Source organism: Sinorhizobium fredii (genome assembly GCF_002944405.1).
Taxonomy (GTDB): domain Bacteria; phylum Pseudomonadota; class Alphaproteobacteria; order Rhizobiales; family Rhizobiaceae; genus Sinorhizobium; species Sinorhizobium fredii_C.
Window position 1 is genome coordinate 634,584 of sequence record NZ_CP024307.1, and the last position, 26,681, is coordinate 661,264.

Annotated in this window: 13 protein-coding genes; 8 read left to right on the top strand and 5 right to left on the bottom strand. The window is 62.8% G+C overall.

Features of this window, described 5'->3' with window-relative positions; genetic code table 11:
* Positions 1 to 152 precede the first annotated feature (152 nt).
* Both NXT3_RS03045 and NXT3_RS03050 read right to left on the bottom strand, forming a co-directional pair.
* Positions 153 to 599 carry a TIGR02588 family protein gene (locus tag NXT3_RS03045; RefSeq protein ID WP_037423785.1) on the bottom strand — a complete coding sequence of 149 codons (447 nt, stop codon included), beginning with the start codon at positions 597 to 599 and terminating at the stop codon, positions 153 to 155.
* Entirely contained in the window at positions 596 to 1,384 is a 789-nt protein-coding gene (locus NXT3_RS03050; RefSeq protein WP_423827993.1) for a TIGR02587 family membrane protein, read from the bottom strand. The genes NXT3_RS03045 and NXT3_RS03050 overlap by 4 nt, the downstream gene beginning before the upstream one ends.
* A 445-nt stretch (positions 1,385 to 1,829) precedes the next feature.
* On the opposite strand from NXT3_RS03050, the gene NXT3_RS03055 reads away from it, so the two are divergent.
* The 3 genes from NXT3_RS03055 (at position 1,830) to NXT3_RS03065 (ending at position 5,601) form a co-directional block, all read left to right on the top strand.
* Positions 1,830 to 3,053, top strand: a complete 1,224-nt coding sequence (locus NXT3_RS03055) for an extracellular solute-binding protein (RefSeq protein ID WP_104838781.1) — start codon at positions 1,830 to 1,832, stop codon at positions 3,051 to 3,053.
* A 62-nt stretch (positions 3,054 to 3,115) separates the two neighbouring features.
* Positions 3,116 to 4,204: a carbohydrate ABC transporter permease gene (locus NXT3_RS03060; protein ID WP_104838782.1), complete on the top strand. Its 1,089-nt coding sequence runs from the start codon at positions 3,116 to 3,118 to the stop codon at positions 4,202 to 4,204.
* Positions 4,205 to 4,332: 128 nt separating this feature from the next.
* On the top strand, positions 4,333 to 5,601 hold the full coding sequence (locus NXT3_RS03065; RefSeq protein ID WP_234828079.1) for a carbohydrate ABC transporter permease: 1,269 nt from the start codon (positions 4,333 to 4,335) through the stop codon (positions 5,599 to 5,601).
* A 190-nt stretch (positions 5,602 to 5,791) separates the two neighbouring features.
* Here the strand turns inward: NXT3_RS03065 and NXT3_RS03070 are convergent, their stop codons facing one another.
* Both NXT3_RS03070 and NXT3_RS03075 read right to left on the bottom strand, forming a co-directional pair.
* Positions 5,792 to 7,015, bottom strand: coding sequence for a bifunctional alpha/beta hydrolase/OsmC family protein (locus tag NXT3_RS03070; protein WP_097527926.1), 1,224 nt, complete (start codon positions 7,013 to 7,015; stop codon positions 5,792 to 5,794).
* A 347-nt stretch (positions 7,016 to 7,362) separates the two neighbouring features.
* Positions 7,363 to 7,809, bottom strand: a complete 447-nt coding sequence (locus NXT3_RS03075; protein ID WP_037424093.1) for a VOC family protein — start codon at positions 7,807 to 7,809, stop codon at positions 7,363 to 7,365.
* Positions 7,810 to 8,226: 417 nt separating this feature from the next.
* On the opposite strand from NXT3_RS03075, the gene NXT3_RS03080 reads away from it, so the two are divergent.
* Positions 8,227 to 8,712 (top strand): BA14K family protein, encoded by a 486-nt coding sequence (locus tag NXT3_RS03080; protein ID WP_097527925.1) that lies wholly within the window; start codon positions 8,227 to 8,229, stop codon positions 8,710 to 8,712.
* Between the two features lie 172 nt (positions 8,713 to 8,884).
* Here NXT3_RS03080 and NXT3_RS03085 read toward each other — a convergent pair whose 3' ends face one another.
* Positions 8,885 to 13,948 (bottom strand): beta strand repeat-containing protein, encoded by a 5,064-nt coding sequence (locus NXT3_RS03085; protein ID WP_104838783.1) that lies wholly within the window; start codon positions 13,946 to 13,948, stop codon positions 8,885 to 8,887.
* Positions 13,949 to 14,663: 715 nt separating this feature from the next.
* Between NXT3_RS03085 and NXT3_RS03090 the strand changes: the two genes are divergently transcribed.
* The 4 genes from NXT3_RS03090 (at position 14,664) to NXT3_RS03105 (ending at position 26,675) form a co-directional block, all read left to right on the top strand.
* On the top strand, positions 14,664 to 16,718 hold the full coding sequence (locus NXT3_RS03090) for an O-linked N-acetylglucosamine transferase, SPINDLY family protein (protein WP_097527293.1): 2,055 nt from the start codon (positions 14,664 to 14,666) through the stop codon (positions 16,716 to 16,718).
* A 30-nt stretch (positions 16,719 to 16,748) separates the two neighbouring features.
* On the top strand, positions 16,749 to 18,002 hold the full coding sequence (locus tag NXT3_RS03095) for a DUF6250 domain-containing protein (protein ID WP_104838784.1): 1,254 nt from the start codon (positions 16,749 to 16,751) through the stop codon (positions 18,000 to 18,002).
* A 40-nt stretch (positions 18,003 to 18,042) separates the two neighbouring features.
* Positions 18,043 to 19,200 (top strand): UDP-galactopyranose mutase, encoded by a 1,158-nt coding sequence (gene glf / locus NXT3_RS03100; RefSeq protein WP_097527291.1) that lies wholly within the window; start codon positions 18,043 to 18,045, stop codon positions 19,198 to 19,200.
* 398 nt (positions 19,201 to 19,598) lie between these two features.
* The gene (locus NXT3_RS03105) at positions 19,599 to 26,675 is read left to right on the top strand and encodes a hypothetical protein (RefSeq protein ID WP_097527290.1); all 7,077 of its coding nucleotides are present in this window, start codon (positions 19,599 to 19,601) and stop codon (positions 26,673 to 26,675) included.
* The last annotated feature ends 6 nt before the right edge of the window (positions 26,676 to 26,681 follow it).

Below are 26,681 nucleotides of genomic sequence, written 5' to 3' on the forward strand. Positions count from 1 at the left end.
CGCCGCAGCCATGCTGAATGCCAACGCCGTAACCATGCTCGTGGCAAACTGGCCTGCCGTTGGTTTTCAGCAATAGGAACAAACTCTGCATGGTGGTTTCGTCGAGCCGTTGCAAGGCTGGTTAGTTGGGCCAGTGAGGTGGAGGAGGACGCTTAAGGGTCAGTGTATCCACGGGCGAAAAGGCGCAGGTCATAGGCCTTGGGATCACGTTGGAAGATCACGGCACCCTTCCGCTCGGACTGCTGTGGAACATAGTCGAGCACGGCGCTGCTCTCCTCGACGACCTCGTCGCCCTTGCGAAGCTCACCTTGAATCTCAACCGCAGCAACGGACCTTCCCGCACGATTTTCGGCGGCGAACTCGACCACGTAACTGCCATTCGCGGACGTGACCTCGACCGGCAGCACGACGAGCTGGGCCGTCCCCTTGGGCTCGCTCAGGCCTTCCGTGACCAGATATGCGAGCACCACAAGCAACGCCAAGCTACTCACTCCGGCCACGATCCACTCGATAGTGGAAGTTCCCGGTTTTCGCGTGATCGTCTCGTCGTCGCGCTGCGCCTTCTGCTGCCTGTCGCCTTTTGTGGAGTTTTTTGTCACAGGATGAGCCTCGCCACCGCCGCCCCCAATGCGCCTGGAAACGAAAGAACCACGACCGCGCTCAGCGTTTCCGAAAGCCCGGCCCCATCGGTTCTGCCGAAAGTCCATAGGATGTAGGCGTTGACCAGCATCACCAGCGCATAACCGACGATCGCATATCGGAAGAAGATGCTGAAGAAGCCGGCGCCCGGTTCCGGATTGTGCGTGCCCCGGAATTCGAGCTCATAGACGAAGGCGTGCATGAGGCCGAGCGTTCCGATGACCAGCGCGACCTCCTGCCAGGGATTCATCTTGTAGGCAATCAGGACGACCTCTTCGGTCGGTGCGATGTTCACCGACAGGAACAGTGCTCCGACGACCATCAGAAACAGTTCTCCGGCGTAACCGGGCTCCGGAATCTCGTTGTCCTCCAATGGACTTGGACCCAACTGGGCCCGCGCTAGCGATGCACCCAAGCTGCCGGGCACAACCTGAACGGCAATCTTTCCGACCACCTCCCGGAGCGGCATTTCCGCGTTCACGATGCCGAAGATCAAAAGAACCGCTGTCGCCGCGAATGCAGCAACCAGCAGCGCCACCAATGCATCCGCTATACGATCGCGAAGCATCACCGTCTCGCGAAAACCTCCATATTTGTGCAACAGCACCAGCATCGGGACGGTGACCGCCAGCAATAGCGCAAGCCGCAAAGGGTGAAGATGAAAACCCAGAGCCCAGGCCTCCATCGTCATCAGCACCGGTACGGCGAAGATCAATGCTCCGGCGAAGGCGCGACCGAGACCAATCCAGAACTCGCGCAGCGTTGGGCCGACGATGACTTCAGTTGCCGCCAATCCGTTCCCCTTTCACGACGTTGGCCGATTTTGCACGCGTATCGGCTCGTGCAAGCCGGTGGGAAAACAATGCTTGCTGCGCATTCCTGTTCCGGAACACTGCAGAATTCTCTTGGTGTCTTCGGCCCTTCGTTCATGAAGCTGGGACATACTCGCCGATCGGGTTGTTCGACTGCCGATTTGTCGACGGAACAGACCGGCATGCTGGGGCGTTTAGCCAATCGTTCTTCAGGGCGGCAGTTGTTTGCGCTTTTCGCGCGACGTTCTGAGATGCCGAAGGAGGCGGGAACTTCGCCCCTCGTCGAAAAGCCATCTTCCTGACCGGATTAGAACCTCGAGGTGAGATCGGCTCACCACCGATATGCTCTGCTGGCACCTGATTGGAGGGAGGACCGATATGCTGTCTTGTCCTGCGGGAGCTCTCGCTGCAGCGACCATGCTCGCTGGCTTGCCGGCGTTCGCTAGCGACACCGTCCGGATATCGGGTTGGGGCGGGTCCGAGGTCGCCATCGTCAACGGCCTGTTGACCGACGTTCTTGCCGAAAAGCTCGCGAAAGAGGGCATCACGGTAAAATACGAGCCCGTGGATGGCGAGTTTTCGCAGTTCATTGTCAACGGCCTGTCGGCGGGTACCGCTCCGGACCTTTTCTACGTCGACATTTTCTGGGCGCGCTCCGTGTTCAGCGCCGGTCAGGCCTTGCCGGTAACGCAGGACGTATCCGGCTTCGCAGCCAATCTCGTCGAGGCGTTCACATATGAAGGAAAGGTTTACGCGATCCCGAAGGACTTCAACACGCTGGCGGTCCATTTCAACAAGGACATCTTCGATGATGCCGGCGTTGCTTATCCGAGCGACGGCGATACATGGAAGACGCTGCAGGAGAAACTGGTCGCCGTGCACAAGGCTCTTCCGGAGGTCGATGGCCTCTGTCTCGTTCCGGAATATGCCCGTTTCGGCGCCTTTGCATTGTCGACAGGCTGGACCCCCTTCGACAGCTGGGGAAAAACGATGCTCGATCAGCGCTTCCGTCGGGCTTTCGATTTCTACACCGGCCTCGTGAAGTCCGGGGCTGCCGTCCTGGCCGCCGACGCGGGGCAAAGCTGGGCCGGCGGGTGCCTGGCGTCCGAGCGGGCTGCCACAGCGATCGAGGGCGCCTGGATCATCAGCGCCCTGCGCGACAGTGCCCCGAACATGAACCTCGGGACTGTCCGAATGCCGAAGGACCCCGAAAGCGGCAAACGAGGCAATATCGTCTTTACCGTCGGTTGGACCGTCAACGCGGCCTCCAAGGTCAGCAAGGCTGCTATAAAGGTGGCCGGGCTCCTGACCTCAGAGGAGGCCCAGCAATGGGTTCTGGAGCAAGGATTGGCCCTGCCGAGCCGGACCGGCCTGGCTGACAACCCGTGGCTGCGGGGGGACCGGCCCGAACAGATGACAAGCCGAGTGATTTTCGAAGGACTGTCGGACGATCACGTCATGCCGTATTTCTTTGGAAAGGTCGGAGGGAGTTGGATGCAGCCGATCAATGCGGCGCTCAATTCTGTCATCCTCGGGGAGGCGGACGCCGACACAGCCTTAGCATCGGCACAAAGCGCCCTCGATCGGATGCTCGCGAATTAGGCGTTGCTCTCGAGCAAAGAGGAGACGGCTGGTTCGGCAGGGCACGCTCAGGAGGAGCATGCATGGCGCGAGCAAGGTCGGAAGAGAGGAGCGGCTGGCTCTTCATCTTGCCCTTTATGGTCTCGATGGCGCTGTTCTTCGTCTACGCGATCGTCCGGACAGCCTATTACAGCTTCACCGATTTCGACCTGTTCAAGACTCCGAGCTTCGTCGGGCTGTCCAATTACACTGCGCTTGTCTCCGATGAGCTTTTCCTGACCGCCCTGCGCAACACGATCGGCTTCTCGCTCATCGTCACAACGGTTCAGACCGCGCTTGCGCTTGCTCTGGCAGTTCTCGTGAACCACGCCGTCCGAGCGAGGGGACCTGTCAGGACCGTGTTTTACCTGCCATCCATCATGTCCAGTGCGGCCATGACGCTTATCTTTCTTTGGCTCTTTCAAAGAGATGGCTTCATGACCGCGATCGTCAGCATCGTGCTTGCCTATCTCCGGCATATCCTTCTGTTCCTCGTGGGCGTCGCTGCGGTGCAGGGTGCGCTCGTTCTCAACGCGCGGCGCCGCTATGAAGGCGTTTCGATTTTCGACCCCTTCTTTCTGCTCGTCGCCGCTGCGAGCGCGCTGGCACTTGTCGTCGCCTGTGCCCTCGCGGGATTGCTGCCTGTCTTCGATAACGATCTGCGTATTTCCTGGCTGAATACCCAGCAGCGTTTCCTCTTCATGCCGGTCACGCTGTGGTCGGTGGCGTTGATGAACGTCTTTACGACGGTCCCGACGCTGATGCTGTTGTTTCTGGCGGGGCTACAATCGATTCCGAACGCCTTGTACGACGCGGCCGAGATCGACGGGGCCAACGCCTTCCAGCGATTTCGCCACATAACCGTGCCGGCGCTTAGGCCGGTGACCTTTGCCGTCGTCACGATGGGCATCATCGGCACCCTGCAGATGTTTGACCAGGTCGCGGTTCTGGGAGATGCGGCGCCGCTGGCAAGTCGCGCGACGCTTGCATATTACGTCTATGAGAACGCGTTTCCGGCGGGCGCCTCTTCGAGGATCGGCATGGCAAGTGCGGCGGCGCTGGTCCTCGGCATTCTGACAATCGCAGTCGTCTACGTTCAAAAGTCGGTCGGCGTGAAGGAACGGGCCGAATGATGGTGAGGAAAGTTGCTTCGGATGCCCCGCCCTCACGCCGCCCTCTGCCGTCTGGGGCGCTTCGCCGGCGGCAGCTTGCGCTCAGCGCCTGGTTGTATCTGACCCTTCTTGCCGTCGCGACGATAATGATGGGGACATTTGTTCTCGCGTTCATGGCGAGCCTGAAGGCCGACCCGCTGGAGAGACCGTTTCGTGTCTATTTCGATCAGCTGAATCCGGCCGCGTGGATTGCCGCCGCCCGTTTGGGGCAAGAGGGTGCGGGTGACGCTTTGTGGGGAGGACTGTCTCCCGGCGCCGAAGTGGGCTTCAGTGTCACTTACGCAGCGCCCGCCGGGACCAAGATCGTCGAACCGAAGGCCGAGATTCCGCGCCGCCGCCCGGGGTCGGGCATCGCCGCTGCACTCATGCGGCATTACGCGGCGGACTACGCGTCAATCGCGCTGAAAAATTCCAGTTCGGCAATGATGCAGGTTCGTGATGAGGAGGGAGGATTGCAAGCGCGGCAGACGCGGACATTCGTCTATGAGATCACCTACCGCACCGACCGCGAGGATCGGCCGTGGATCGAACGCACGCCCCTCAATCTGACCGCTCCGCCCTCTCAAACGCTTGCCGAAAGTCCGATTTCGCCATCGCGGTCCGAGCGGCGCGGACGTCTCCTGAGTTGGGACAACATCACGCCAGGCGTTCTCGGGCTGATCTTCAACAACTACCGGCGGGTGATAAACGAGACGGCTGACCTGGAGACCGGGAAAAGCCTGTTCGGGAGCTGGCTGGTCAATAGCTTCGCCATCGCCGCCGGACGCCTGGTCCTGACGCTTGTCGTCGCCAGCCTTGGCGGTTATGCACTTGCGCGGCTCGAATTCAGGGGCAGCCGTTTCATCTTCGCTGCATTGCTCTTCTCGATGACGATTCCGGCGCAGGTGACTTTCGTTTCGAATTATCTGATCTTCAGGGACCTGTCGCTTCTAAACACTCCCTGGAGCGTGATCGTCGTTCTCGTCGCCTCGGCCAATGTCCTGTTGATGAAGCAGTTTTTTGAAGGGTTCCCAAGAGAGATAGAGGAGGCGGCAATCGTGGACGGCGCCAGCCGTTTTCAAGTGTTCTGGAAGATCGTGCTGCCAAACGCAAAGCCGGCTTTGTTGGTCAACGCGATTCTCGCCTTCCAAGGTGCCTGGAACGACTTCTTTTGGCCCCTCGTCCTCATCACCAGCCCGCCCGAAGCGCTGACGGTTCAGGTCGGGCTTCTCAGCCTTCGTCGCTCGTACGGGGGCGCGCAGGGCGATTGGGGACTCGTTCTGGCCGGCGCGTTCATCTCGATCGTGCCGGTGCTTATCCTTTTCGTCCTCTTCCAGCGGCACATCGTCTCGACTGAGCTCACCAGGGGCACCGCCTAAAGCGCGCCGCGTTCAAACGCATTCACGCGGCGCGCTTTAGGTCTTTGTTTTTGTGCATGTCGTCATCCCACAACCGCTGCACACTTTTGGGCGACATGCATTAGCACTGCCAAGCTATCCTTTGTTGGTGACCTCGAGGCCTCATACTCTCAGCGGGCTTCCAGCACTGAAGCAATCCACCTCTCGCCTATCATTTCACGACGGTTTTTATCTTGGCGATCGATTCGAGCGTGCGATGGACGGGGCACTTGCCGGCAATTTCCTCGATCCTGCTGCGAAGCTCCTCGGAGATCCCGCCGTCGATGGAAATGACGCGCTCGAATTGATCGATCCTGCCGCCGCCGATTTCCTTCTCGGTGCACTCCTCGCAGTCCTCCGCATGAATTTTGGCATGCGAGACGTCAACGCCAATTCGCCCGAGGGTCAGCTTCTTGTGGTCGGCATAGAGACGCAATGTCATCGAGGTGCAGGCGCCAAGTGCGATCGACAGAAAGTCATAGGGTGACGGCCCGGAATCGAGCCCGCCCACTCTTTCGGGCTCATCGGCGAAGAGCCGATGGCCGCCGGCCTGAACCGCGTTTTGAAATTTGCCTTCGCCCGTTTCCGTCACACGGACGTGTTCAATCGTGCCCTCGCCTTGCGGCATGTCGGCGGAGAGATAACGGCTCAGCCATCCCGATATGATCCGGCCGACGAAGGCTGCGTCCTCCGGATCGGTGAGCAGATGATCGGCCTTATCCAGCGATACAAAGCTCTTCGGATGTCTGGCCGCATGGAAGATTTCGGTAGCGTTCGCGATTCCGACGGTCTCGTCGAGGGGAGCGTGAAGGATGAGGAGCGGTTTTTTCAGGCTTGCAACAGCATCCTTGATACGCTGCTCACGTGCATCTTCGACAAACTGCTTTCGAACGAGAAATGTACGCCCCGCGAGATCGACTTCGGCCGCACCGCTCTTTTCGATCTCCTCGAGGCTCGTTCCGAAGTTCTTCAGCACATGGCCCACGTCAGCCGGTGCACCGATTGTCGCCACGGCGCGCACCTCGGGAATCTCCTTGGCAACGGCCAGGACCGCAGCACCCCCGAGCGAGTGGCCAATCAGCAACGAAGGTGCCTGGTAGTGTTGACGGAGATAGTCGGCGGCCGAAACCAGGTCGGCGACATTGGAGGAGAAATTCGTCGAGGCGAATTCCCCTTCACTCGATCCCAGGCCCGTGAAATCGAAGCGCAGGACAGCGATACCTTCGCGCGCAAGTTCCGCTGCAATGCGGCGCGCGGCCGCCAGATCCTTGGAACAGGTGAAGCAATGCGCAAAGAGTGCGTAAGCGCGCAATTGCCCGTTGGGCAGATCGAGGCGGGCGGCCAGGGTGGCCCCGGAATGGCCGGCAAATTGGTGCCGTTGCGTGTTGAAAGGCATGGTAACGCTCCTTGGCTCCGCGGAAAGGAGCATTCTACACCTGCAACGACGACGGACTACCTACAACGCCGCGCGTCTTATCAGACGCGCAAAGGTCGCTGCAGCACTTTGAATTGCTGCATGTCTTTGTCCTTAAATCGAGGTCGACTTAAGGAGACATGCAGTAGCTGTTCATTTCGCCAGAGTTTCGACGCGTCGGGTCGACGCGCCGACGTCGCCTTTGATCTGCTCGGCTATGCGCTTCTGCTCGTCGTTCACAAGATGGATCAGTAACCGAGCGCGGCGCTCAAGGGCCGGAAGCAGCTTCCGGCCAGCCTGGCTTTCAGGTCCTCGCAGTAGGATCGCAGTCAGCCCTGCGTCGGCCGCCAGTCGGGCGACGGAATGACGTTGATCATCCACGGGACGCCGAACCTGTCGATCAGGGAACCGAAACCGGGCGACCAGAAGGTCTCGCCAAAGGGCATGACTGGCTTGCCCCCTTCGGACAGCTGATCGAACCAGCGTTGGGCTTCGGCCTTGTCCTGCGTGTGCAGAGTGACATCGAAGCCGTTCTTGGGCTTGTCGATGTTCCGAGCCCATTCGACGTCCATGTCGGCGCCCATCAGCGCCTGGTCGCCGACCTCCAGCCAGCAGTGCATCAGCCAATCCTTGTATTTGGGATCGTTGATCGGCATGTCCGGTGGGGCTTCACCGTAGGAATGGGCGGCGGTGATCTTGCCGCCGAGCACCTTGGCGTAGAACTCGAACGCCTCGCGGCATTGCCCTTGGAAACTCAGGCTGGTGACGATCTTCATGATTGCGTCCTTCTCGTCGTTGTGATTTCGGATTTGGAACGGAAACGGCAGGCCTGCAGCGGCGCGCGACTTACCAGACGCGCAAAGGTCGCTGCAGCGCTTGAATTGCTGCATGTCTGGGTCCTTAAACCGAGTTTGATTTAAGGAGACATGCAGTGAGCAATCCCGGGCATCTTTCGGCACCTGCGAGTTCATAGCCGTGGTGGCGGCGGATCCGCCCGGTGATCTCACACTAACGTTGATATCAACGTAAATCCGCTCGGCTGTCAACCGGGAGCTACGTTTTCCCTAGACCGAACCGTCGGGACACCGATTCGGTGGACTGCCGGCGACGTCAGTCTCCCGGAAACAAAGTGCGACGATCTCCATTCCGCGTTATAATCGACATGCGGCGGTTTAGATGGAAAGGCGCAGCCGATGAAGAGGCTAGCAATCGTTGCCTTGTCGCTCGCGACGACGTTGACAAGCGTCCCGCCGGCCATGGCATTTCCAATCGTTGTCGCGGCGAAGGTCGAGGCAGCGCAGGCGCAGCCGGTCCAGTACAGGCGCTATCGCGGTGGCTATCGGGGCGGGTACCACGGGCATCACCATAACGGTGGTGGTGGCGATGACTGGGCCTGGGCGCTCGGAGGGCTCGCAGCCGGCGCGCTCATCGGCGGGCTGTTGACGCAGCCGAGGTATTATGGGCCCGGCTACTACGATCAGTATTACGATCAGGGCTATTACGGACCGACCTATTATCGGCCGCGCTACTACGCGCCGCGTTATTACCGTCAGACCTATTATGGCGGCAATGCGCATGCGCGCTGGTGCTATGCGCGTTATCGGTCCTACAGGGCTTACGACAACACGTTCCAACCCTATTACGGTCCGCGACAGGCGTGCGTATCGCCTTACTATTGATAACACGGCGCCACGGAGCCTCATGCCACGCACGTGAGCCGAGGCAGGCCCCGCCGATGACCGCCTTCGAGATCCGGCGCCCCCTGGCGTTCACCACTCCAGCTCCGGACAAATTGCAACGGCCCCGCATCGGGTGAGGCGGGGCCGTTAGCTCGATCAAATCAGGCTTGGACTAGATGGCCTGGTATGCCGCGATGATCGCTTCCACCTGCGAGTCGTCCAGTGCATCCACCTGAGCCGTGGTGACGGCCAGCAACTGGTCGCTGGAGAGGCTCAGGATATCGTCGCTGGACAGGCCGGCGAGTGCGCTCGTGCTGATCGCGGCGATGTCGGCGGTCGAGAAGGTCGCGAGGTCATCCGTGGAGAGTGCTGCGATATCGGCCGAGTCCAGCGCTGCGACCTGGGCCGAGGTCAGCGCCTCGACCTGATCGGTGCTCATCGCGTCGATCTGGTCGGAGCTCAGAGCGCCGATGACCTTCGTGCTCAAGGCGGCGACCTGGTCGGTGGTGAGCGCCGCGACGTTATCCGTCGAGAGCGCGGTCAGCTGCGTCGAGGTGAGCGCCGCGATCTGGGCCGAGGTGAGCGCTGCCACCTGGTCCGAGGTGAGCGCCCCGATCTGCGCGGTGGACAGTGCTGCGACCTGGGTGGTCTTCAGCGCCGCAGCCTGGTCGGTCGAAAGGGCCGCCAGATTGTCGGTGGAAAGACCCGTCAGAGCAGTCACCGAGATTGCCGCGATGTCGGCAGTCGAGAAGGTCCCGAGATCCTCCGATGCGAAGGCTGCAAGCTGCGCCGAGCCGAGCGCGGCCACCTGTGCCGTCGTCAGAGCCTCAGCCTGAGCGGAGCTCATGGCGTCGATCTGGGTGGAGCTCAGAGCGGCGACCGTCTTCGAGTTCAGCGCCGCGACCTGGTCGGTGGAGAGCGCCGCGACGTTGTCGGTGGAGAGCACCGCAATCTGCGTGGAGCTCAGGGTGCCGACCTGGGACGTGGTGAGCGCAGCCACCTGATCCGAGGTGAGGGCGGCGATCTGGGCGCTCTTCAGCGCTGCGATCTGGCTGGTCTTCAGCGCTGCCGCCTGGTCCGTCGACAGTGCCGCGACATTGTCGGTCGTCAATCCGGCGAGGGCAGTCGCGGTGATCGCAGCGATCTCGGCGGTCGAGAAGGTTGCGATGTCCTCGGAAGCCAGAGCCGCAATGTCGGCCGAGTCGAGCGCCGCGATCTGGGCGGAGGTCAAGGCTTCAGCCTGATCGGACGTCAGCGCGCCGATCTGTGCCGAGCTCAGCGCTGCGACCGTCTTCGAGTTCAACGCTGCCACCTGATCGGTCGAGAGCGCGGCGACATTGTCGGTGGAGAGCGCCGAAATCTGCGTCGAGGTCAGGGCTGCCACCTGCGACGAGGTGAGGGCAACGACCTGGTCCGATGTCAGGGCGGCGATCTGGCCCGTCTTCAGCGCCACGACCTGGGTGGTCTTCAGTGCTGCGGTCTGATCGGTGGAGAGAGCTGCGACATTATCGGTGGAAAGACCGCCCAGCGCCGTGACCGTGATCGCTGCAATATCGGCGGTCGAGAAGCCGGCGATATCCTCGGAGGCGAAAGCCGCAAGCTGCGTCGAGGTGAGCGCCGCCACCTGCGCCGTGGTCAGTGCCTCGGCCTGATCGGAGGTCAGTGCTTCGATCTGCGCCGAAGTGAGCGCTGCGACACTCTTCGAGTTGAGCGCTGCGACCAGATCGGTGGAGAGGGCGGCGATGTTGTCGGTCGTCAGTGCCTTCACCTGCGTCGAGGTCAGGGCTCCGACCTGCGACGAGGTGAGCGCCACGATCTGATCCGAGGTAAGCGCGCCGACCTGGGCGGTCGAGAGCGCTGCGACCTGGCCGGTCTTCAGTGCCGCAGCCTGATCGGTCGAAAGGGCCGCGAGATTGTCGGTGGAAAGACCCGTCAGCGCGGTGACCGAGATTGCCGCGATATCGGTGGTGGAGAAGGTCGCCAGATCTTCGGAAGCGAAGGCGGCGAGCTGCGTCGAGCCGAGCGCGGCCACCTGCGCCGTCGTCAGAGCCTCAGCCTGATCGGAGCTCAGGGCGTCGATCTGGGTCGAGGTGAGCGCCGCGACCGTCTTCGAGTTCAGCGCCGCGACCTGATCGGTGGAGAGCGCGGCGACATTGTCGGTGGAGAGCACCGAAACCTGCGTCGAGCTCAGGGCTCCGACCTGGGACGTGGTGAGCGCGACGATCTGGTCCGAGGTGAGCGCCGCGATCTGGGCGGTTTTCAGCGCCGCGATCTGGGTGGTCTTCAACGCAGCGGCCTGGTCGGTGGACAGTGCCGCGACATTGTCGGTCGAGAGGCCTGCAAGGGCGGCGACGGTGATGGCCGCAATGTCTGCCGTCGAGAAGGTCGCGATATCTTCCGAGGCCAGGGCGCCAAGCTGGGCCATGGTCAAGGCGGCGACCTGCGCCGAGTTCAGCGCTTCGAGCTGATCGGAGCTCATCGCATCGATCTGCACCGTCGAAAGCGACGCCAGCGTCTTGGTGTTGAGCGCCGCGACCTGATCGGTGGTCAGTGCCGAGAGGCTGTCGGTGGTGATCGCGGAGGCCTGCGTCGAGGTCAGGGCACCGATCTGAGTGGTGCTCAGGGCGGCGATCTGGCCCGAGGTGAGGGCGGCGATCTGGGTGCTCTTCAGCGCTGCGACCTGGGTGGTCTTCAGTGCTGCGGCCTGATCGGTCGACAGGGCCGCGACATTGTCGGTGGAGAGGCCGGCGAGCGCTGCGACCGAGATCGCCGCGATGTCGGCGGTCGAGAAGGCTGCGATATCTTCCGAAGCGAGCGCAGAAAGTTGTGTCGAGCTGAGCGCGCCGACAAGAACCGAGGTCAGCGCCTCCACCTGAGTGGAGCTGAGCGCGCCGATCTGTGCCGTGCTCAAGGCCGCGACAGTCTTCGAGTTCAGCGCTGCCACCTGATCGGTGGAGAGTGCCGCGATATTTTCGGTGCTGATGGCGGACACCTGCGACGAGGTCAGCGCTGCGACCTGGGAGGAACTCAGGGCCACGATCTGGTCCGAAGTCAGGGCGGCGATTTGGGCGGTCTTCAGCGCCGCGACCTGGGTGGTCTTCAGCGCTGCGGCCTGATCGGTGGAGAGCGCCGCGACATTGTCGGTGGAAAGACCGGTCAGGGCAGTGACCGAGATTGCCGCAACGTCGGCGGTCGAGAACCCGGCGATGTCCTCCGAGGCGAAGGCCGCAATCTGGGTCGAGCTGAGCGATGCCACTTGAGCCGTGGTGAGAGCTTCGGCCTGGTCGGAAGTCAGGGCCTCTACCTGTGTGGAGCTCAGCGCTGCGACCGCCTTCGAGTTCAAGGCGGCGACCTGGTCGGTGGAGAGCGCGGCGACATTGTCGGTGGAGAGCGCCTTGACCTGCGTCGAGGTCAGGGCTCCGACCTGCGACGAGGTGAGCGCCACGACCTGATCCGAGGTGAGGGCGGCAATCTGCGTCGACTTCAGCGCCGCGACCTGGGTGGTCTTCAGCGCAGCCGCCTGGTCGGTGGAGAGTGCCGCGACGTTATCGGTGGAAAGACCTGCCAGCGCCGTGACGGTGATCGCCGCAATGTCGGCGGTCGAGAAGGCGGCGATATCCTCCGAGGCGAAGGCCGCGATCTGCGTCGAGGTGAGCGCGGCCACCTGGGCCGTGGTCAGAGCCTCGGCCTGGTCGGAAGTGAGCGCGCCGATCTGTGCGGATGTCAGAGCCGCGACCGCCTTCGAGTTGAGCGCTGCGACCTGGTCGGTGGAGAGTGCGGCAACATTATCTGTGGAGAGCGCCGCCACCTGTGTGGAGCTCAGCGCTCCGACCTGGGACGAGGTCAGCGCCACGACCTGGTCGGAGGTAAGGGCGGCGATCTGGGTGGTTTTCAGTGCTGCGAGCTGGCTGGTTTTCAGCGCTGCGGTCTGATCGGTGGACAGAGCGGCGACATTATCCGTAGAGAGACCCGACAGGGCGGTCGCGGTGATTGCCGCAATCTCCGAGGTCGAGAAAGTTCCGATATCCTCGGAAGCCAGCGCGGCAATATCGGCCGAATCGAAGGCGGCAATCTGAACGGCGGACAGAGCGTCGACCTGATCGGAGGTCAGCGCGCCGATCTGGGCCGAGCTCAGAGCTGCGACGGTCTTGGAGTTGAGCGCTGCGACCTGATCGGTGGAGAGCGCTGCGACATTGTCGGTGGAGAGTGCAGAAATCTGCGTCGAACTCAGGACGCCGACCTGCGACGAGGTGAGCGCCACGACCTGATCGGAGGTGAGGGCGGCGATCTGGGCGGTCTTCAGCGCGGCGACCTGGGTGGTCTTCAGCGCTGCGGCCTGATCGGTGGAGAGAGCTGCGACATTATCGGTGGAAAGACCGCCCAGCGCCGTGACCGTGATCGCTGCAATATCGGCGGTCGAGAAGCCGGCGATATCCTCGGAGGCGAAAGCCGCAAGCTGCGTCGAGGTGAGCGCCGCCACCTGCGCCGTGGTCAGTGCCTCGGCCTGATCGGAAGTCAGCGCTTCGATCTGTGCCGAAGTCAGCGCCGCGACGGTCTTCGAGTTGAGCGCTGCGACCTGGTCGGTGGACAGGGCGGCGATGTTGTCGGTGGAGAGCGCCTTTACCTGTGTCGAGCTCAGGACGGCGACCTGCGAAGTGCTGAGCGCGCCGATCTGGTCCGACGTGAGGGCGGCGATCTGCGTGGTCTTCAGCGCTGCAACCTGGGTGGTCTTCAGGGCAGCGGCCTGGTCGGTCGACAGTGCCGCGAGATTGTCGGTGGAGAGACCTGCCAGCGCGGTGGCGGAAATCGCTGCGACCTCGGCGGTCGAGAAGGTGGTGATATCTTCCGAGGCCAGCGCCGCGATCTGCGTCGAGGTGAGCGCGGCCACTTGCGACGTGGTCAGCGCCTCGGCCTGGTCGGACGTCAGGCCGCCGATCTGTGCCGAGCTGAGCGCCGCCACCTGCGACGTCGCCAGGCTTGCGATCTTCGCCGCATCGATGGCTGCCAGCTGGTCGAGGCTGATGCCGGCGACCGAGGTTGCGGCAATGGCGCTCAGCTGTGCGGTGGAGAAGATCGCGACATCTTCCGTATCGAGCGCCGCAATCTGGGTCGAGGAAAGCGCCTTGACCTGAGCAGTGGTCATAGCCGCGACGTCTTCCGTAGTCAGCGAGGCAACTGCGGAGGTCGAGAGATTTTTGATCTGCGTGACGCTCAGAGAAGAGATGATGGAAGTCATGGACGCGAGCCTTCAAAGTTAATCGCTTGTGGAGTTAACCCGTTGGCGCCGACCGTGCGACAAGCGCTGGGAACCCTTGAGGGTCCAAGCGCGTGATGCGTGCGACCACATGCGACGCCCGTCCACCCGGACGCGAAGACCAGCTTCGGCTGTCGAACCGTCCTGATGGGCGAATATCGGGTTGAGGGACATGGCTCGCGTGAGCCCTAGCGTTCGGAAAGCTTCATGCAGACAGGACGAGCGCGTCCTATTTCCTACGCCAATGAATGAAACTTTTCCCTTGGCGGGATCGGTTTCGTCATCTTCGCCGCAGCCTCATCCGGCGGTTGCTGACTGCGGTACTCGGTTACTACGACTAGCTACGAAAGTTAAAGTTTTAGTTAACGGGCCAGGTCAAACAAAGATCGCAACGCTCGACCGAACGCCCCCGGCTGCAGACGCGACGATTCGGGTGCAGACGCACGTCCCAAGCGACGCTACACAGCGAAGCGGCCGTTCGCAATATTCAGCGAAACCTAAAATGACCTGGAGGGTCGATCCGGTCGTGGGCGCTCACGTGCCAAGCCGAGGAACCGGGCAGATGTTGGAGCAAACCCGCCCCCGCGAGTCGCAAGGAGGCGCAAGCCCAAGGCAAGCTAGTCGGGTTAATGGCCTAAAACAGCATTCGCAGATGTTCTCAGAGTCGGCCGCCAACTCGCCTGTCAGTGGGATTTCCATGACCATCTACACTCATCTTGCCTCGGATCCTGCTTCGCCGCTTGCTGGCTTCCTGGAAAGGGCGCGGCAGCAGCGGCTCCCGCTCACGGAATTGTTTCAGTTTGCAGAAAGCTTCAATGCCGCCGGGCAGAGAACACAGGCCGCCGAACTCTATAAATCCTGGATCGCCTACAACGATACCAATCCGCTGCTTCACCTCGTTTATTTCAACTACTCCGTCACGCTCAGGCAGCTGGGCGATCTCGCCGGCTCCATTCATGCGTTGCGCGCTTGCCTGAAGCTCGAACCGCGCTTCGGCCAGGGCCACATCAATCTCGGCCGCGCGCTGGAGGATGCCGGCCTGACGGGACAGGCGATCCAACAATGGCAGGTCTATTCCGAGGCGACCTCCGAGATCACGCCCGAGCGCGCTGCGCATCGGCTGATGGTTCTCCAGCATATGGGCCGTGTGCTCGAGAATGCCGGCCTCATGGAAGAGGCGGAAAACACCCTGTTGAAGGCGATCGAGCTCAGACCCGACAAGACGGAGGCCGGTCAGCATTGGACTTCGCTGCGGCAACGCCAATGCAAATGGCCGACATTGGTGCCCTCGGAGCATGTTTCGCATCGGCAACTGCTCGATGCGCTCTCGCCCTTGACCCTCGCCTGCTATGCCGACGATCCGGTCTTCCAGCTCGCCAAGGCCTATCGCTACTGCAAGTCGCTTGTCGGCCGCCCCGATTTGAGCGGCTTCCCGAAGCCTCAGCCTCGGCACAAATCCGGCACCGGGCAGACATTGCGCGTCGGCTATGTGTCCTCGGACCTGCGCGATCACGCGGTCGGCTTCGCGCTCAGCGAAGTCTTCGAGACGCACGACAAGGATAGCGTCGAGATCTATGCCTATTACTGCGGCGAAGCACGGACGGGCGACGCAACGCAGACGCGGATGATGGACGCCATCGACTGCTGGCGCGACATTTCCGCAGTCAGCGACAGCGACGCTGCAAAGCAGATCGTCGCCGACGAAATCGACATCCTCGTCGACGTCAACGGCTACACGAAGCATGCCCGCACCAGGATCTTCGCGTATCGGCCGGCCCCGGTGATCGTCAGCTTCTGCGGTTACCCAGGCACCATGGGCAGCCCCTTCCACCAATATGTCATTGCCGACGAGCAGATCATCCCGCCCGAAAACGAGATCTACTATTCGGAAAAGGTGCTGAGGATCCCGTGCAACCAGCCCGTCGACCGCAAGCGGCAGATCGCGCCGCGGCCGAGCCGGGCGGAAGCGGGGCTGCCCGAGGATGCGTTCATCTTCGCCTGCTTCAACGGCATGCAGAAGATCACCGCCGCCTGCTTCGACCGCTGGATGGCGATCCTTGCCGCGACCCCCGGCAGCTACCTCTGGCTGCTCGGTGGCGGCGACGATGTCGATCAGCGCCTCAAGCAAGCGGCCGAGCAGCGCGGCGTGTCCTCCGAGCGGCTGATCTTCGCTTCGAAGGCTCCCAATCCCAAGCATCTGGCCCGCATCGAATTGGCCGATCTCTTCCTCGACACCTTCCCCTACGGGGCGCATTCCACCGCGGGCGACGCGCTGACCATGGGATTGCCGGTGCTGACATTCCCCGGGAACGGCTTCGCATCGCGGTTCTGCTCGAGCATCGTTGCCGCGGCCGGCGTCCCGGAGCTCATCTGCGACGGACCCGACGACTTCGTCCAGAAGGCGATCGCCTTTGCGCGGGACCGTCAGGGCCTCGCCACGGTCCGCCAGGCGCTGGAGAGCCGGCGCGACGCCAGCGTATTGCGCGACATCCCGGCGCTGGTCCGGCGCCTCGAGGAACTGTTCTGGCAGATGCAGGGCGAGTGCGAGCGCGGCGAAACGCCTGTGCCCGATCTCGGCAATCTCGACATCTACTACGAGGTCGGAGCGGAGATCATGAAGGAGAACGTGGAGTTCGTCGACAGTGCCGCCTATCGGCAGCGTTATGTCGAGAAACTGGCCGAGTGGCACGCCTTTGCGCCGATCCCGTTCGACTCCCGCCTGTGGACAGCGTCGGCGGCCGGCGCGCGCTGAGCGGCACCAATTCCAGACAGTGAGGATGATATGGCTCCGGTTATACTTGTCACATTCGCAGGCCGACAGAAAAGGATGGAAATCCTCACCCGGTACATCCATTCCGCTTTGGATGCCGGGATCATAGACGAGTGGCATGTCTGGGATTTCACCCGCTCGCAGCAGGATCATGAGTGGGTCACGCGCGAATTCGGGCCCGTCCGCTACATGGGCTCCGCCGCCCCCTACCAGTCCAACGGATCGGTAGCGCTCAACCAGCCGCTGCGCCTCCGCGCGACGATCACCAACGACCTTCACATTGCCATCGTTCCGAATGCCAGCGGCGAAGACTATTTTGAACTGGTCGTCGGCGGCTGGAGCAATTCGCACTCGGTCCTGCGGAAACTGCCGCTGGGCCAGCTCAGGAGTTTCGACCGCAACGATGTACCGGCGTTGTGGAGCAGGCCCACGCCGGGCATCCTGTCGCCAGGCACCGCCAACCAGATCGTCCTCAACGTCGATGCGGACGGCGTTCCGTCGCTCCATGTCAACAATGTCGCGATCGGCCGCTGGACCGAGCTCGATCTGTCGGCCGGCGCGTCCATACTGGTCAGAGGCGGCTGGGGCGCAGATCTGGAGCTCGGCAACGTCCGCTCACGCATCCATCGTTTCGTCGGCAATCCGAACGAGCAGATGCCCTACTGGCAGGCCTATGACTACTACGCCAAGCGGCTGAAGACCTTTTCCGATTCGATATTCCTGAAATGCGATGACGACATCGTCTACATGGATCTCGCAAAGCTCAGCGACTTCATCGAATTCCGGCGAACGAATCCGAAATATGTCGTCGTGTCTGCCAATGTGGTGAACAACGGCGTCTGCGCGCACTGGCAGCAGGTAGCGGGCTCCATTCCGGCAGGGGTTGGCCACTTCGAACGGCCGCCGGGCGGGTTCGGAGGAAGCCTCTGGCAGAGCGCCGAACGGGCCAACGAGCTGCACGACTATTTCCTGCAGACCAACAGCAAGCACCTGCCTTTGCCCAGCAAGGTAGTCGAATGGACCGAACGCCAATCGATCAACTTCATCGCCTGGCTAGGCAAGGACCTCGTGCACATGGCCCTGCCGAAGGGAGACGACGAGCGCGCGCTCACCGTCGACCTGCCGATGCTGCTCGAGCGGCCGACGGCGATCTATTCGGATTTCACCGTCAGCCATTTGAGCTTCGGCCCCCAGGAGCAGGGCCTGGCGCTCGACCGCCTGATCGATGCCTATGACGAGTTGATGCGCAGCGCGCTCGCCGCGTAGCACCTTCGACTAATTCAATACGGGACTGGAGCCTCTTCGAATGCGTGCAAGCGGAACAATCGGCATCGTTGGGGCGGGGTTGTCGGGTGCGGTCATCGGCCGGGAGCTGGCTGAGGCGGGCCACCAAGTCGAGATCTTCGATGCGCGCGACCATATCGCCGGAAACTGCCATACGGAGCGCGACGAAGACACCGGAGTCATGATCCATGTCTACGGTCCGCATATCTTCCACACCGACGACCGGGAGGTGTGGGACTATGTCAACGGCTTCCAGACCTTCATGCCTTACAAGAACCGCGTGAAGACGACCTCGGGGGACCAGGTCTATTCGCTGCCGGTTAATCTCCACACGATCAATCAGTTCTTCGGCAAGACCTTCAGGCCGGACGAGGCCCGCGCCTTCATCGAAGCCCAGGCGGACACCTCGATCGAGGACCCGAAAACCTTTGAAGAGCAAGCGCTTCGCTTCGTCGGCAAGGACCTCTACGAGGCCTTCTTCCAGGGGTATACGCAAAAGCAGTGGGGCTGCTCGCCGACCGAGTTGCCGGCATCCATCCTGAAACGCCTTCCGGTGCGCTTCAATTACGACGACAACTACTTCGCGCACAAATATCAGGGCATGCCGGAGAACGGCTACACGGACATGGTCGGCCGCATTCTCGACCATCCCAACATCAATGTGATCCTGAAGTCGCGGTTTGTCCGGGCGCAAAAAGACGATTTTGCGCATGTGTTCTACTCCGGCTCGCTCGACGGCTATCTGGATCACGAATTCGGCCCGTTGGGCTACCGAACGCTCGACTTCGACCGTTTCGAGTATGACGGCGATTTCCAGGGCTGCGCGGTCATGAACTACGGCGACGTCTCCGTTCCGTATACGCGGATCACCGAGCACAAGCATTTCTCGCCCTGGGAGGAGCATAGCGGCTCTGTCTGCTACCGCGAATTCTCCCGCGCATGCGGCCCTGACGACATCCCCTATTATCCAATCCGACTCGTCAGGGACAAGGAACAACTGGCACAATATGTCGAGCGTGCAAGCCGCGAAACAGCGGTCACCTTTGTCGGTCGGCTCGGCACCTATCGCTATCTCGACATGGACGTGACCATTCGTGAGGCCCTCGATACGGCGAGGCTCTACCTTGCCCGCAAGGCGGAAAATCAGCCCATGCCGGTCTTCCTGCATTCGCCGATCTGATCGGCGGTGGTGGGGCGATTGTTGTACTGGCGAAAGTGCGATTGCAGGCACTCCGATCGGCAGACGGCTGAATCTCACGATGTCCATGCGTCGCCGCCCGATCCATTCCGGCGCAACGAAGGCGTGATCGTGCTGCAGGTCAGACAGACACAAGGTTGCTGACTATGATCGGGGCAACCTGATCCCAATTGCAGCCATGAGATCGCCCATGCCGGCAGCCGGCAGTATCCCTCCCACAGCCAGCGCGGACCGCCGTCGAGCCTCCTGACGATCCGATCTCGATGGTCGCCGGAGAGGCGATGCCGGCCGTTGCTGCAAGGCCAGACTGCGGCAAGGACGGCTCTTTCGGGACGGTCGACGGCACACAGAGACTATTTAGAACCCAAGGGTTTTCACGCATGACCTCCATCGTTTCGTCCCTGAGCCCCAGCCTGATCAAATCCTATTCGACGGCGGCCGTCGCCGCCTGGACGACGGAGGATGTGGCCTCGCTGACGACGAAGCAGATCAGCGCTCTGTCTTCGGCGCAGATCGCGGCGCTGGACACGGAGGATGTCGATGTTCTCAGCTCCCGGCAGCTGAGCGCCATCTCTCCAAGCGCCATCGTGGGTTTGACGCTCGAGCAACTCGCTGTTCTCGATCAATCCGACATCGAAAGCTTCGGCACGAGCCAGGTTGCGGCCCTCACCACGACGCAGCTCGACGGTCTGTCGACGGAGCAGGCGGAGGCCTTGAGCTCGACCCAGGTCGGAGCGCTGAGCGCGCTGCAGCTCTCGGTTCTGAGCGAGGAAGATCTGGCGACCTTCTCGACCGCGGACATGGCGGCCATCGGTATCAAAGCCATAACCGGCCTTCCGACCGACGTCATCGCATCGCTTTCCACCGATCAGATTGCCGCCTTGAGCACGCGTGCGGTCGCCGCTCTGACGACCGCGCAGATCGCCGCCCTCTCCACAGATCAGATCGCCGCCTTGACCACGGCCCAGGTGGGGGCTCTGAAGGCTTCGCAGATCGACGCTTTGGGCACCGACGATATTGCCGCGCTTTCCACCGATCAGATCGCGGCGCTGAGCGCTTCGGCAATCTCGGGGCTTTCCACTAGCCAGATCGCTGTCCTATCGACCGACCAGGTCGAGGCACTGACCGTCTCACAGGTGAAGGCACTGACAGCCCCGCAGCTCGGATCGCTGGAGACGGACGCCATAGCGACATTCTCGACCGCCGAAATCGCGGCGATCAACAAGGCCGTATGGGGCCTGACCACGGACGCCATTGCTGCGCTCTCCACCGCCCAGGTTGCCGCCTTGAACGCGACCGCGGTCGCAAGCCTGACGACCGCGCAGGTGGCCGCCCTGTCGACCGACCAGGCCGAGGCGATGTCCGCCCTGCAGGTGAAGGCGCTCAATTCGAGACAGCTTGCGGCGCTCGGCACGGACGGCTTCGCGACATTCTCGACTGCCGAAATCGCGGCGATCTCCAACCTCGCCATCAAGGGCGTGGGCACGGAAGCGATCGCCGCCCTTTCGACCGCTCAGGTCGCGGCGCTGAGCACGAGTGCGATCTCGGGCCTGACGACCGCACAGAGCGACGCCTTGACCTCCGACCAGCTCGCGGTGCTTTCGGCAGCACAGCTGAGGACATTGAGTTCGGCGCAGGTCGCCGCCCTCGGCACGGACAACCTCGAGGCTCTGTCGACGGACCAGGTGGCGGCGCTCAGCACCAAGGGCGTCATGGGCCTGACGACCGATATGATCGCCGCCCTGACGACCGGCCAGCTCGAAGCGCTGTCGGTGACGCAGGTGAAGGCGCTGAACGCCAAGCAGATTGCGGCGCTCGGCGCGGAGGGGGTTGCCACATTCTCGACCGGCGACATCGCGGCGATCAGCAACAAAGCCATTTTAGGTTTGGACGCCGATGTCATCGCGTCCCTCTCCACCGATCAGATCGCCGCGCTCAGCACGAGTACGGTCGCCAGCCTGACGAGCGCTCAGATCGCCGCCCTGTCGACCGAGCAGGCGGAGGCTTTTTCCGTATCCCAGGTGAAAGCGCTGAGCTCGGTGCAGCTTGCTGCACTCGGGGAAGACGGCATAGCCATGTTCTCGACCGCCGAAATCGCGGCGATCACCAGCAAAGGCATGCCAGGCGTCAGCGCGGTCGCCATTGCAGCGCTTTCCACCGCTCAGATAGCGGCGCTCAGCACGACTGCGGTCGCCAGCCTGACGACCGCTCAGATCGCCGCCCTGTCGACCGACCAGGCCGCGGCCTTTTCCACCGCGCAGCTCAAAGCTTTGAGCTCGACCCAGATTGCCGCCTTAAGCACCGACAATGTCGCGGCTTTGACCACGATGCAGGTTGCCGCGCTCGGCACGAAAGCCGTCGCCGGCCTTTCCGCCGGCCAGATAGAAGCCCTGTCCTCAGATCAGGTTGCGGCTCTCTCCTCTGCGCAGGTTGCCGCCCTCGGCTCCGACCAGCTCGCGGCCCTCAGTGCGGAGGACATAGGGGCATTCTCGACCGCCGATATCGCCGCGATCAGCTCGAGCGCCGTTGCGGGGCTGACGGAAGATCTCATCGGAGCCCTCACCACGAACCAGGTCATGGCGCTGAGCACGAAGGGGATCGCTCGCCTCAGCACCGATCAGATCGACGCCCTCTCCAGCGGTCAGATCGCCGCCCTTTCCACCACACAGGTAGCCGTTCTGAGCTCCACCCAACTCTCTGCCCTGGAGCCAGAGGATATCGCAAGCTTCTCGACCGCCGATATCGCTTCGATCGGCTCCAAGGCCATATCCGGCCTGTCGGGGGATGTTGTGGCCGCCCTGTCCTCCACGCAGATTGCCGCGCTGAGCACGGCAGCGATTGCGGGTTTGAGCACGGACCAGATGGCGACGCTGAGCTCCGACCAGGTCGCTGCCTTGAGTACCAAACAGGTTGCGGCGCTGAAATCGACGCAGGTCGCCGCCCTGAGCACGGAGACCGTCGCTGCCTTGTCCTCAGACCTGATCGCCGCGCTCAGCACTGCCGGCATCAACGAGCTGACAACCGACCAGGTCGAGGCCCTTTCGACGGACCAGATCGTGGCGCTGAGCACCAAGCAGGTTGCCGCGCTGAGCTCGGCGCAAATCGCCGCGCTGGACACCAGCGATATTGCGACGTTCTCGACCGACCAGATCGCGGCGTTGAGCACGGCCGCGATCACCGGGCTGAGCACCAAGCAGATCGATGCCCTGAGCACCGACCAGATGGAAGCCCTGACCGCGGCACAGGTCGGCGCGCTGAGCTCGTCGCAGCTGGGGGCGCTCGGAACGGAAGACATAGCGGTGTTCTCGACCAAGGACATCGCGGCGATCAGCGCAAGTGCGATGGCCGGACTGTCCACGGCCGTCGTGGCCGCCCTTTCCACCGACGAGATCGCTCTGCTGAGCACCGCCGGCATTGCCGGCCTCAGCGGCACGCAGCTGAACGTGCTCAGCACCGATCAGCTCGCCGCCTTGAGCACCAAGCAGGTCGCCGCGCTCGGTTCGGCACAGGTCGCCGCCTTGGGCACGAGCGACCTTGCGGCTCTCTCGACCGATCAGATCGCCGCCCTGAGCACGGCGGCGATCACCGGGCTGACCACAAAGCAGCTCATTGCCTTGAGCACCGGTCAAGTGGAAGCCCTGTCGTCGACACAGGTGGGCGCTTTGAGCGCGACGCAGATCGAAGTGCTGGCGGCGGAAGATATTGCGGTCTTTTCGACCAAGGACATCGCGGCAATCAGTTCCGATGCCGTGTCCAGCCTCTCCACGACCGCCGTCGCGGCGCTTTCCACCGCTCAGGTCGCCGCTCTGAGCACGGCTGGCATTGCCGGCCTGAGCAGTGCACAGGTCTACGCGCTCGGCACCGATCAGCTCGCCGCCCTGAGCACCAAGCAGATTGCCGCCTTGAGTTCGGCGCACGTCACCGCTTTGGGCACCAGCGATATCCAGATGCTTTCGACCGATCAGATCGAAGCCTTGAATACCGCTGCCGTTGCCGGACTGACCACCAAGCAGCTCGCCGCCTTGAGCACCGATCAGGTGGAGGCGCTGACCGCGTCCCAGGTTGGCGCCCTGAGCTCGACGCAGCTTGCCGCCCTCGGCACGGAGGACGTGGCGGTCTTCTCGGCCAAGGACATGGCGGCCATCGGCTCGAGCGCCATAGCGGGGCTTTCCACGGTTGCCATCGCTTCCCTCTCGACCGAGCAGATCGCGGCCCTGAGCGCCGCTGCCGTCGCGGGACTGACGACCAAGCAGATGGCTGTCCTGAGTTCCGACCAGATCGGCGCCCTGTCGACCGAGCAGCTCAGCGGCTTGACGTCCCAGCAAATCGCCGCCCTTGATGCAGACGACATCAAGGCACTCTCCGTCGACGACGTCGCGGCGATTGGCGCCGATCTCATTTCCGCTCTGTCGACCGATGTCATCGCTGCCTTCTCCACCGATCAGATCGCCGCCTTGAGTACGGATGCCGTTGCGGCGCTGAGCACAAAGCAGGTCGATGCCCTGAGCACCGATCAGCTTGCCGCCCTGACCACGGCCCAGGTCGGAGCGCTCACCTCCAGGCAGGTCGATGCCTTGAGCACGGACGACGTCGCGACGCTCTCGGCCGACCAGATCGCCGCCCTGAGCGCGGCCGGTGTTGTCGGCCTCAGCACCGCGGACATCGCCATCTTGAGCTCGGGCCAGGTCGATGCCCTGACGGCGACCCAGATCGCCGCTCTCGGCTCGAAGCAGATCGCCGCCTTGAGTTCGGAGGACATAGCGGGCTTTTCGACCGCGGAAATTGCGGCGCTCAGTTCGAGCGCCATAGCCGGCTTGTCCACCGATACGATTGCGGCACTTTCGGCGGAGCAGATCGCCGCCTTCAGCACGGACGGCGTCGCCGGTCTTACCACCGCCCAGTTCAATGTGTTGAGCACCGAACAGCTCGCGGCGCTTTCGACCGAACAGGTGGCGGCGCTTACCTCCAAGCAGGTTGCGGTGCTCGGCACCGACGACCTGGCGGCGCTTTCGGCGGACCAGGTTGCCGCGCTCGGCACGGCCGGCATTGCGACCCTTTCCACCGCACAGATCGATGCGTTGAGCGCCGAACAGCTCGAAGCCCTGACCACCAGCCAGGTGGCGGCGCTGAGTTCGACGCAAATCGCCGCCTTGAGCACCGACGACCTTGCGAACTTCTCCACCGCAGATATCGCGGCGATCAGTTCGGACGCCGTCGCGGGGCTGTCCACGGCCACGATCGCGGCGCTCTCGGCGGACCAGATCGCCGCCCTGAGCGCGGCCGGAATTGCCGATCTTTCCACCGCCCAGATCAGTGCGCTGAGCGCCGACCAGCTCGAGGCCCTGTCGACCGACCAGATCGCGGCGCTCAGCTCCAAGCAGGTGGCGGCGCTCGGCACCGACGACATAGCGGCGCTTACGACGAAACAGATTGCCGCGCTGAGCACGGCCGGCGTTGCGGCTCTTTCCACGGCGCACATCCAGGCACTGAGCGCCGATCAGCTCGAGGCTCTGACCACCGCGCAAGTCGCGGTGATGAGTTCGACGCAGATTGCGGCGCTGAGCACGGACGATCTGGAGAATTTTTCGAGCGCGGATATCGGCGCGATCGGTTCGAGCGCCGTAGCGGGACTGTCCACCGACACGCTGGCGGCGCTTTCGGCGGACCAGATCGCCGCCTTGAGCGCAGCCGGCGTCGCCGGTCTTTCCACGGCCCAGATCCAGGCTTTGAGCACCAGCCAGCTCGAGGCGCTTTCGACCGACCAGATCGCCGCGCTCAGCTCCAAACAGATGGCGGTGCTGGGAACGGACGACATTGCCACTCTCTCCACGGATCAGATTGCCGCCCTGGATACAGCTGCAATTGCCGGCCTTTCCACCGCCCATATCGACGTGCTGAATGCCGATCAGCTCGAGGCCATGACCTCCGCCCAGGTCGCGGTGATGAGTTCGACGCAGATCGCCGCACTGAGCACGGACGATCTGGAGACCTTCTCGACGGACGATATCGCGTCGATCAGTTCGCGTGCGGTGGCGGGACTGTCCACCGACATGATCGCGGCGCTTTCGGAGGATCAGATCGCGGCGCTCGGCACCGGTGGCATCGCGGGCCTTTCCACGGCCCAGATCAACGCCTTGAACACCGACCAGGTCGAGGCTCTCACCTCGCTCCAGATTGCCGCACTGAGTTCCAAACAGATCGCCGTCCTAGGCACGGATGATCTGGAGACCTTCTCGACGGAGGAAATAGCGGCGATCAGTTCTACTGCCGTCTTGGGGCTGTCCACCGACACGATCGCTGCGCTTTCGGTCGATCAGATCGGGGCCCTGAGCTCGGCCGGCATATCCGGCCTTTCCACCGCCCAGATCAATGCACTGAGCACCGACCAGATCGCGGGACTGTCGACGGCGCAGATCGGCGGTCTCGGCTCCAAGCAGGTGGCGGCACTGAGCACCGACGACCTCGCGGTACTCTCCACCGCACAGATTGCCGCGCTGAGCACGGCGGGTATTGCCGGCCTCGGCAGTGATCAGGTGAGTGCCTTGAGCGACGATCAGGTCGAGGCACTCACCACCGTCCAGATCGCCGCCATGAGCTCGGATGCGCTGTCGGGGCTGAGCACGGGTGACCTGGAAGGCTTCTCCGCCGACGAGCTCGCGGCGATCAGCTCGGCCGCCATCAGCGGACTGCCCACGGAATTCATCGCTGGCCTCTCCACCGCCGAGATTGCCGCCCTGGGCACCGCCAGCATCGCCGGCCTGAGCAGCGCCCAGATCGGAGCCATGAGCGCCGAGCAGATCGATGCGCTGTCCACGGATCAGATTGCCGCCTTGAGCGCGGAGGGGCTTGCGGGCCTCACCACCGAGGACCTCGCAACCTTCTCGACCGAGGAGCTGCAGGCGATCAGCGCGGCGGCCATAAAGGGATTGTCCACGAGTTTTGTCGCAGCGCTCTCCACGGACGAGATCGCAGCCTTGAGAGCAAGCCAGGTCGGCTCGCTGAGCTACAACCAGATGGCGGCGCTGAGCTCTGCCCAGATCGCCACCTTGTCCACCGCGCAGATCGGCGCCCTCAACGCCATACAGGCGGCGGCCCTGGGCACGGAAGACATAGCTCTCTTCTCCACTGATCATATAGCCGCCTTGAGCACCAGCGCGATATCGGGGCTGAGTACGCGGGTCGTCGCCGCCTTGAAGACCGACCAGGCGGAGGCTTTGACGTCGTTGCAGGTCAGCGCGATGACCTCGGCGCAGGTCGCGGCATTGGAGACCGAGGATCTGGCAACTTTCTCGGCGGAAGATGTCTCCTCGTTCAGTTCATCCGGTGTCGCGGGGCTGTCCACGGACGACATCTCGAACCTGTCAAGCACCCAGCTGAACGCCCTGGTGGACTCCCAGATGGACGCCCTGAACTCCGATCAGATAGCGGCAGTGATTGCGGCCTACCTCGCGACCTAAATTAAA

Excerpts from the sequence above, each read along its gene's own strand:
- NXT3_RS03055 (WP_104838781.1), top strand. The coding sequence starts at position 1,830 with ATGCTGTCTTGTCCTGCGGGAGCTCTCGCTGCAGCGACCATGCTCGCT.
- NXT3_RS03060 (WP_104838782.1), top strand. The coding sequence starts at position 3,116 with ATGGCGCGAGCAAGGTCGGAAGAGAGGAGCGGCTGGCTCTTCATCTTG.
- NXT3_RS03065 (WP_234828079.1), top strand. The coding sequence starts at position 4,333 with ATGGGGACATTTGTTCTCGCGTTCATGGCGAGCCTGAAGGCCGACCCG.
- NXT3_RS03070 (WP_097527926.1), bottom strand. The coding sequence starts at position 7,015 with ATGCCTTTCAACACGCAACGGCACCAATTTGCCGGCCATTCCGGGGCC.
- NXT3_RS03075 (WP_037424093.1), bottom strand. The coding sequence starts at position 7,809 with ATGAAGATCGTCACCAGCCTGAGTTTCCAAGGGCAATGCCGCGAGGCG.
- NXT3_RS03080 (WP_097527925.1), top strand. The coding sequence starts at position 8,227 with ATGAAGAGGCTAGCAATCGTTGCCTTGTCGCTCGCGACGACGTTGACA.
- NXT3_RS03085 (WP_104838783.1), bottom strand. The coding sequence starts at position 13,948 with ATGACTTCCATCATCTCTTCTCTGAGCGTCACGCAGATCAAAAATCTC.
- NXT3_RS03090 (WP_097527293.1), top strand. The coding sequence starts at position 14,664 with ATGACCATCTACACTCATCTTGCCTCGGATCCTGCTTCGCCGCTTGCT.
- NXT3_RS03095 (WP_104838784.1), top strand. The coding sequence starts at position 16,749 with ATGGCTCCGGTTATACTTGTCACATTCGCAGGCCGACAGAAAAGGATG.
- glf (WP_097527291.1), top strand. The coding sequence starts at position 18,043 with ATGCGTGCAAGCGGAACAATCGGCATCGTTGGGGCGGGGTTGTCGGGT.
- NXT3_RS03105 (WP_097527290.1), top strand. The coding sequence starts at position 19,599 with ATGACCTCCATCGTTTCGTCCCTGAGCCCCAGCCTGATCAAATCCTAT.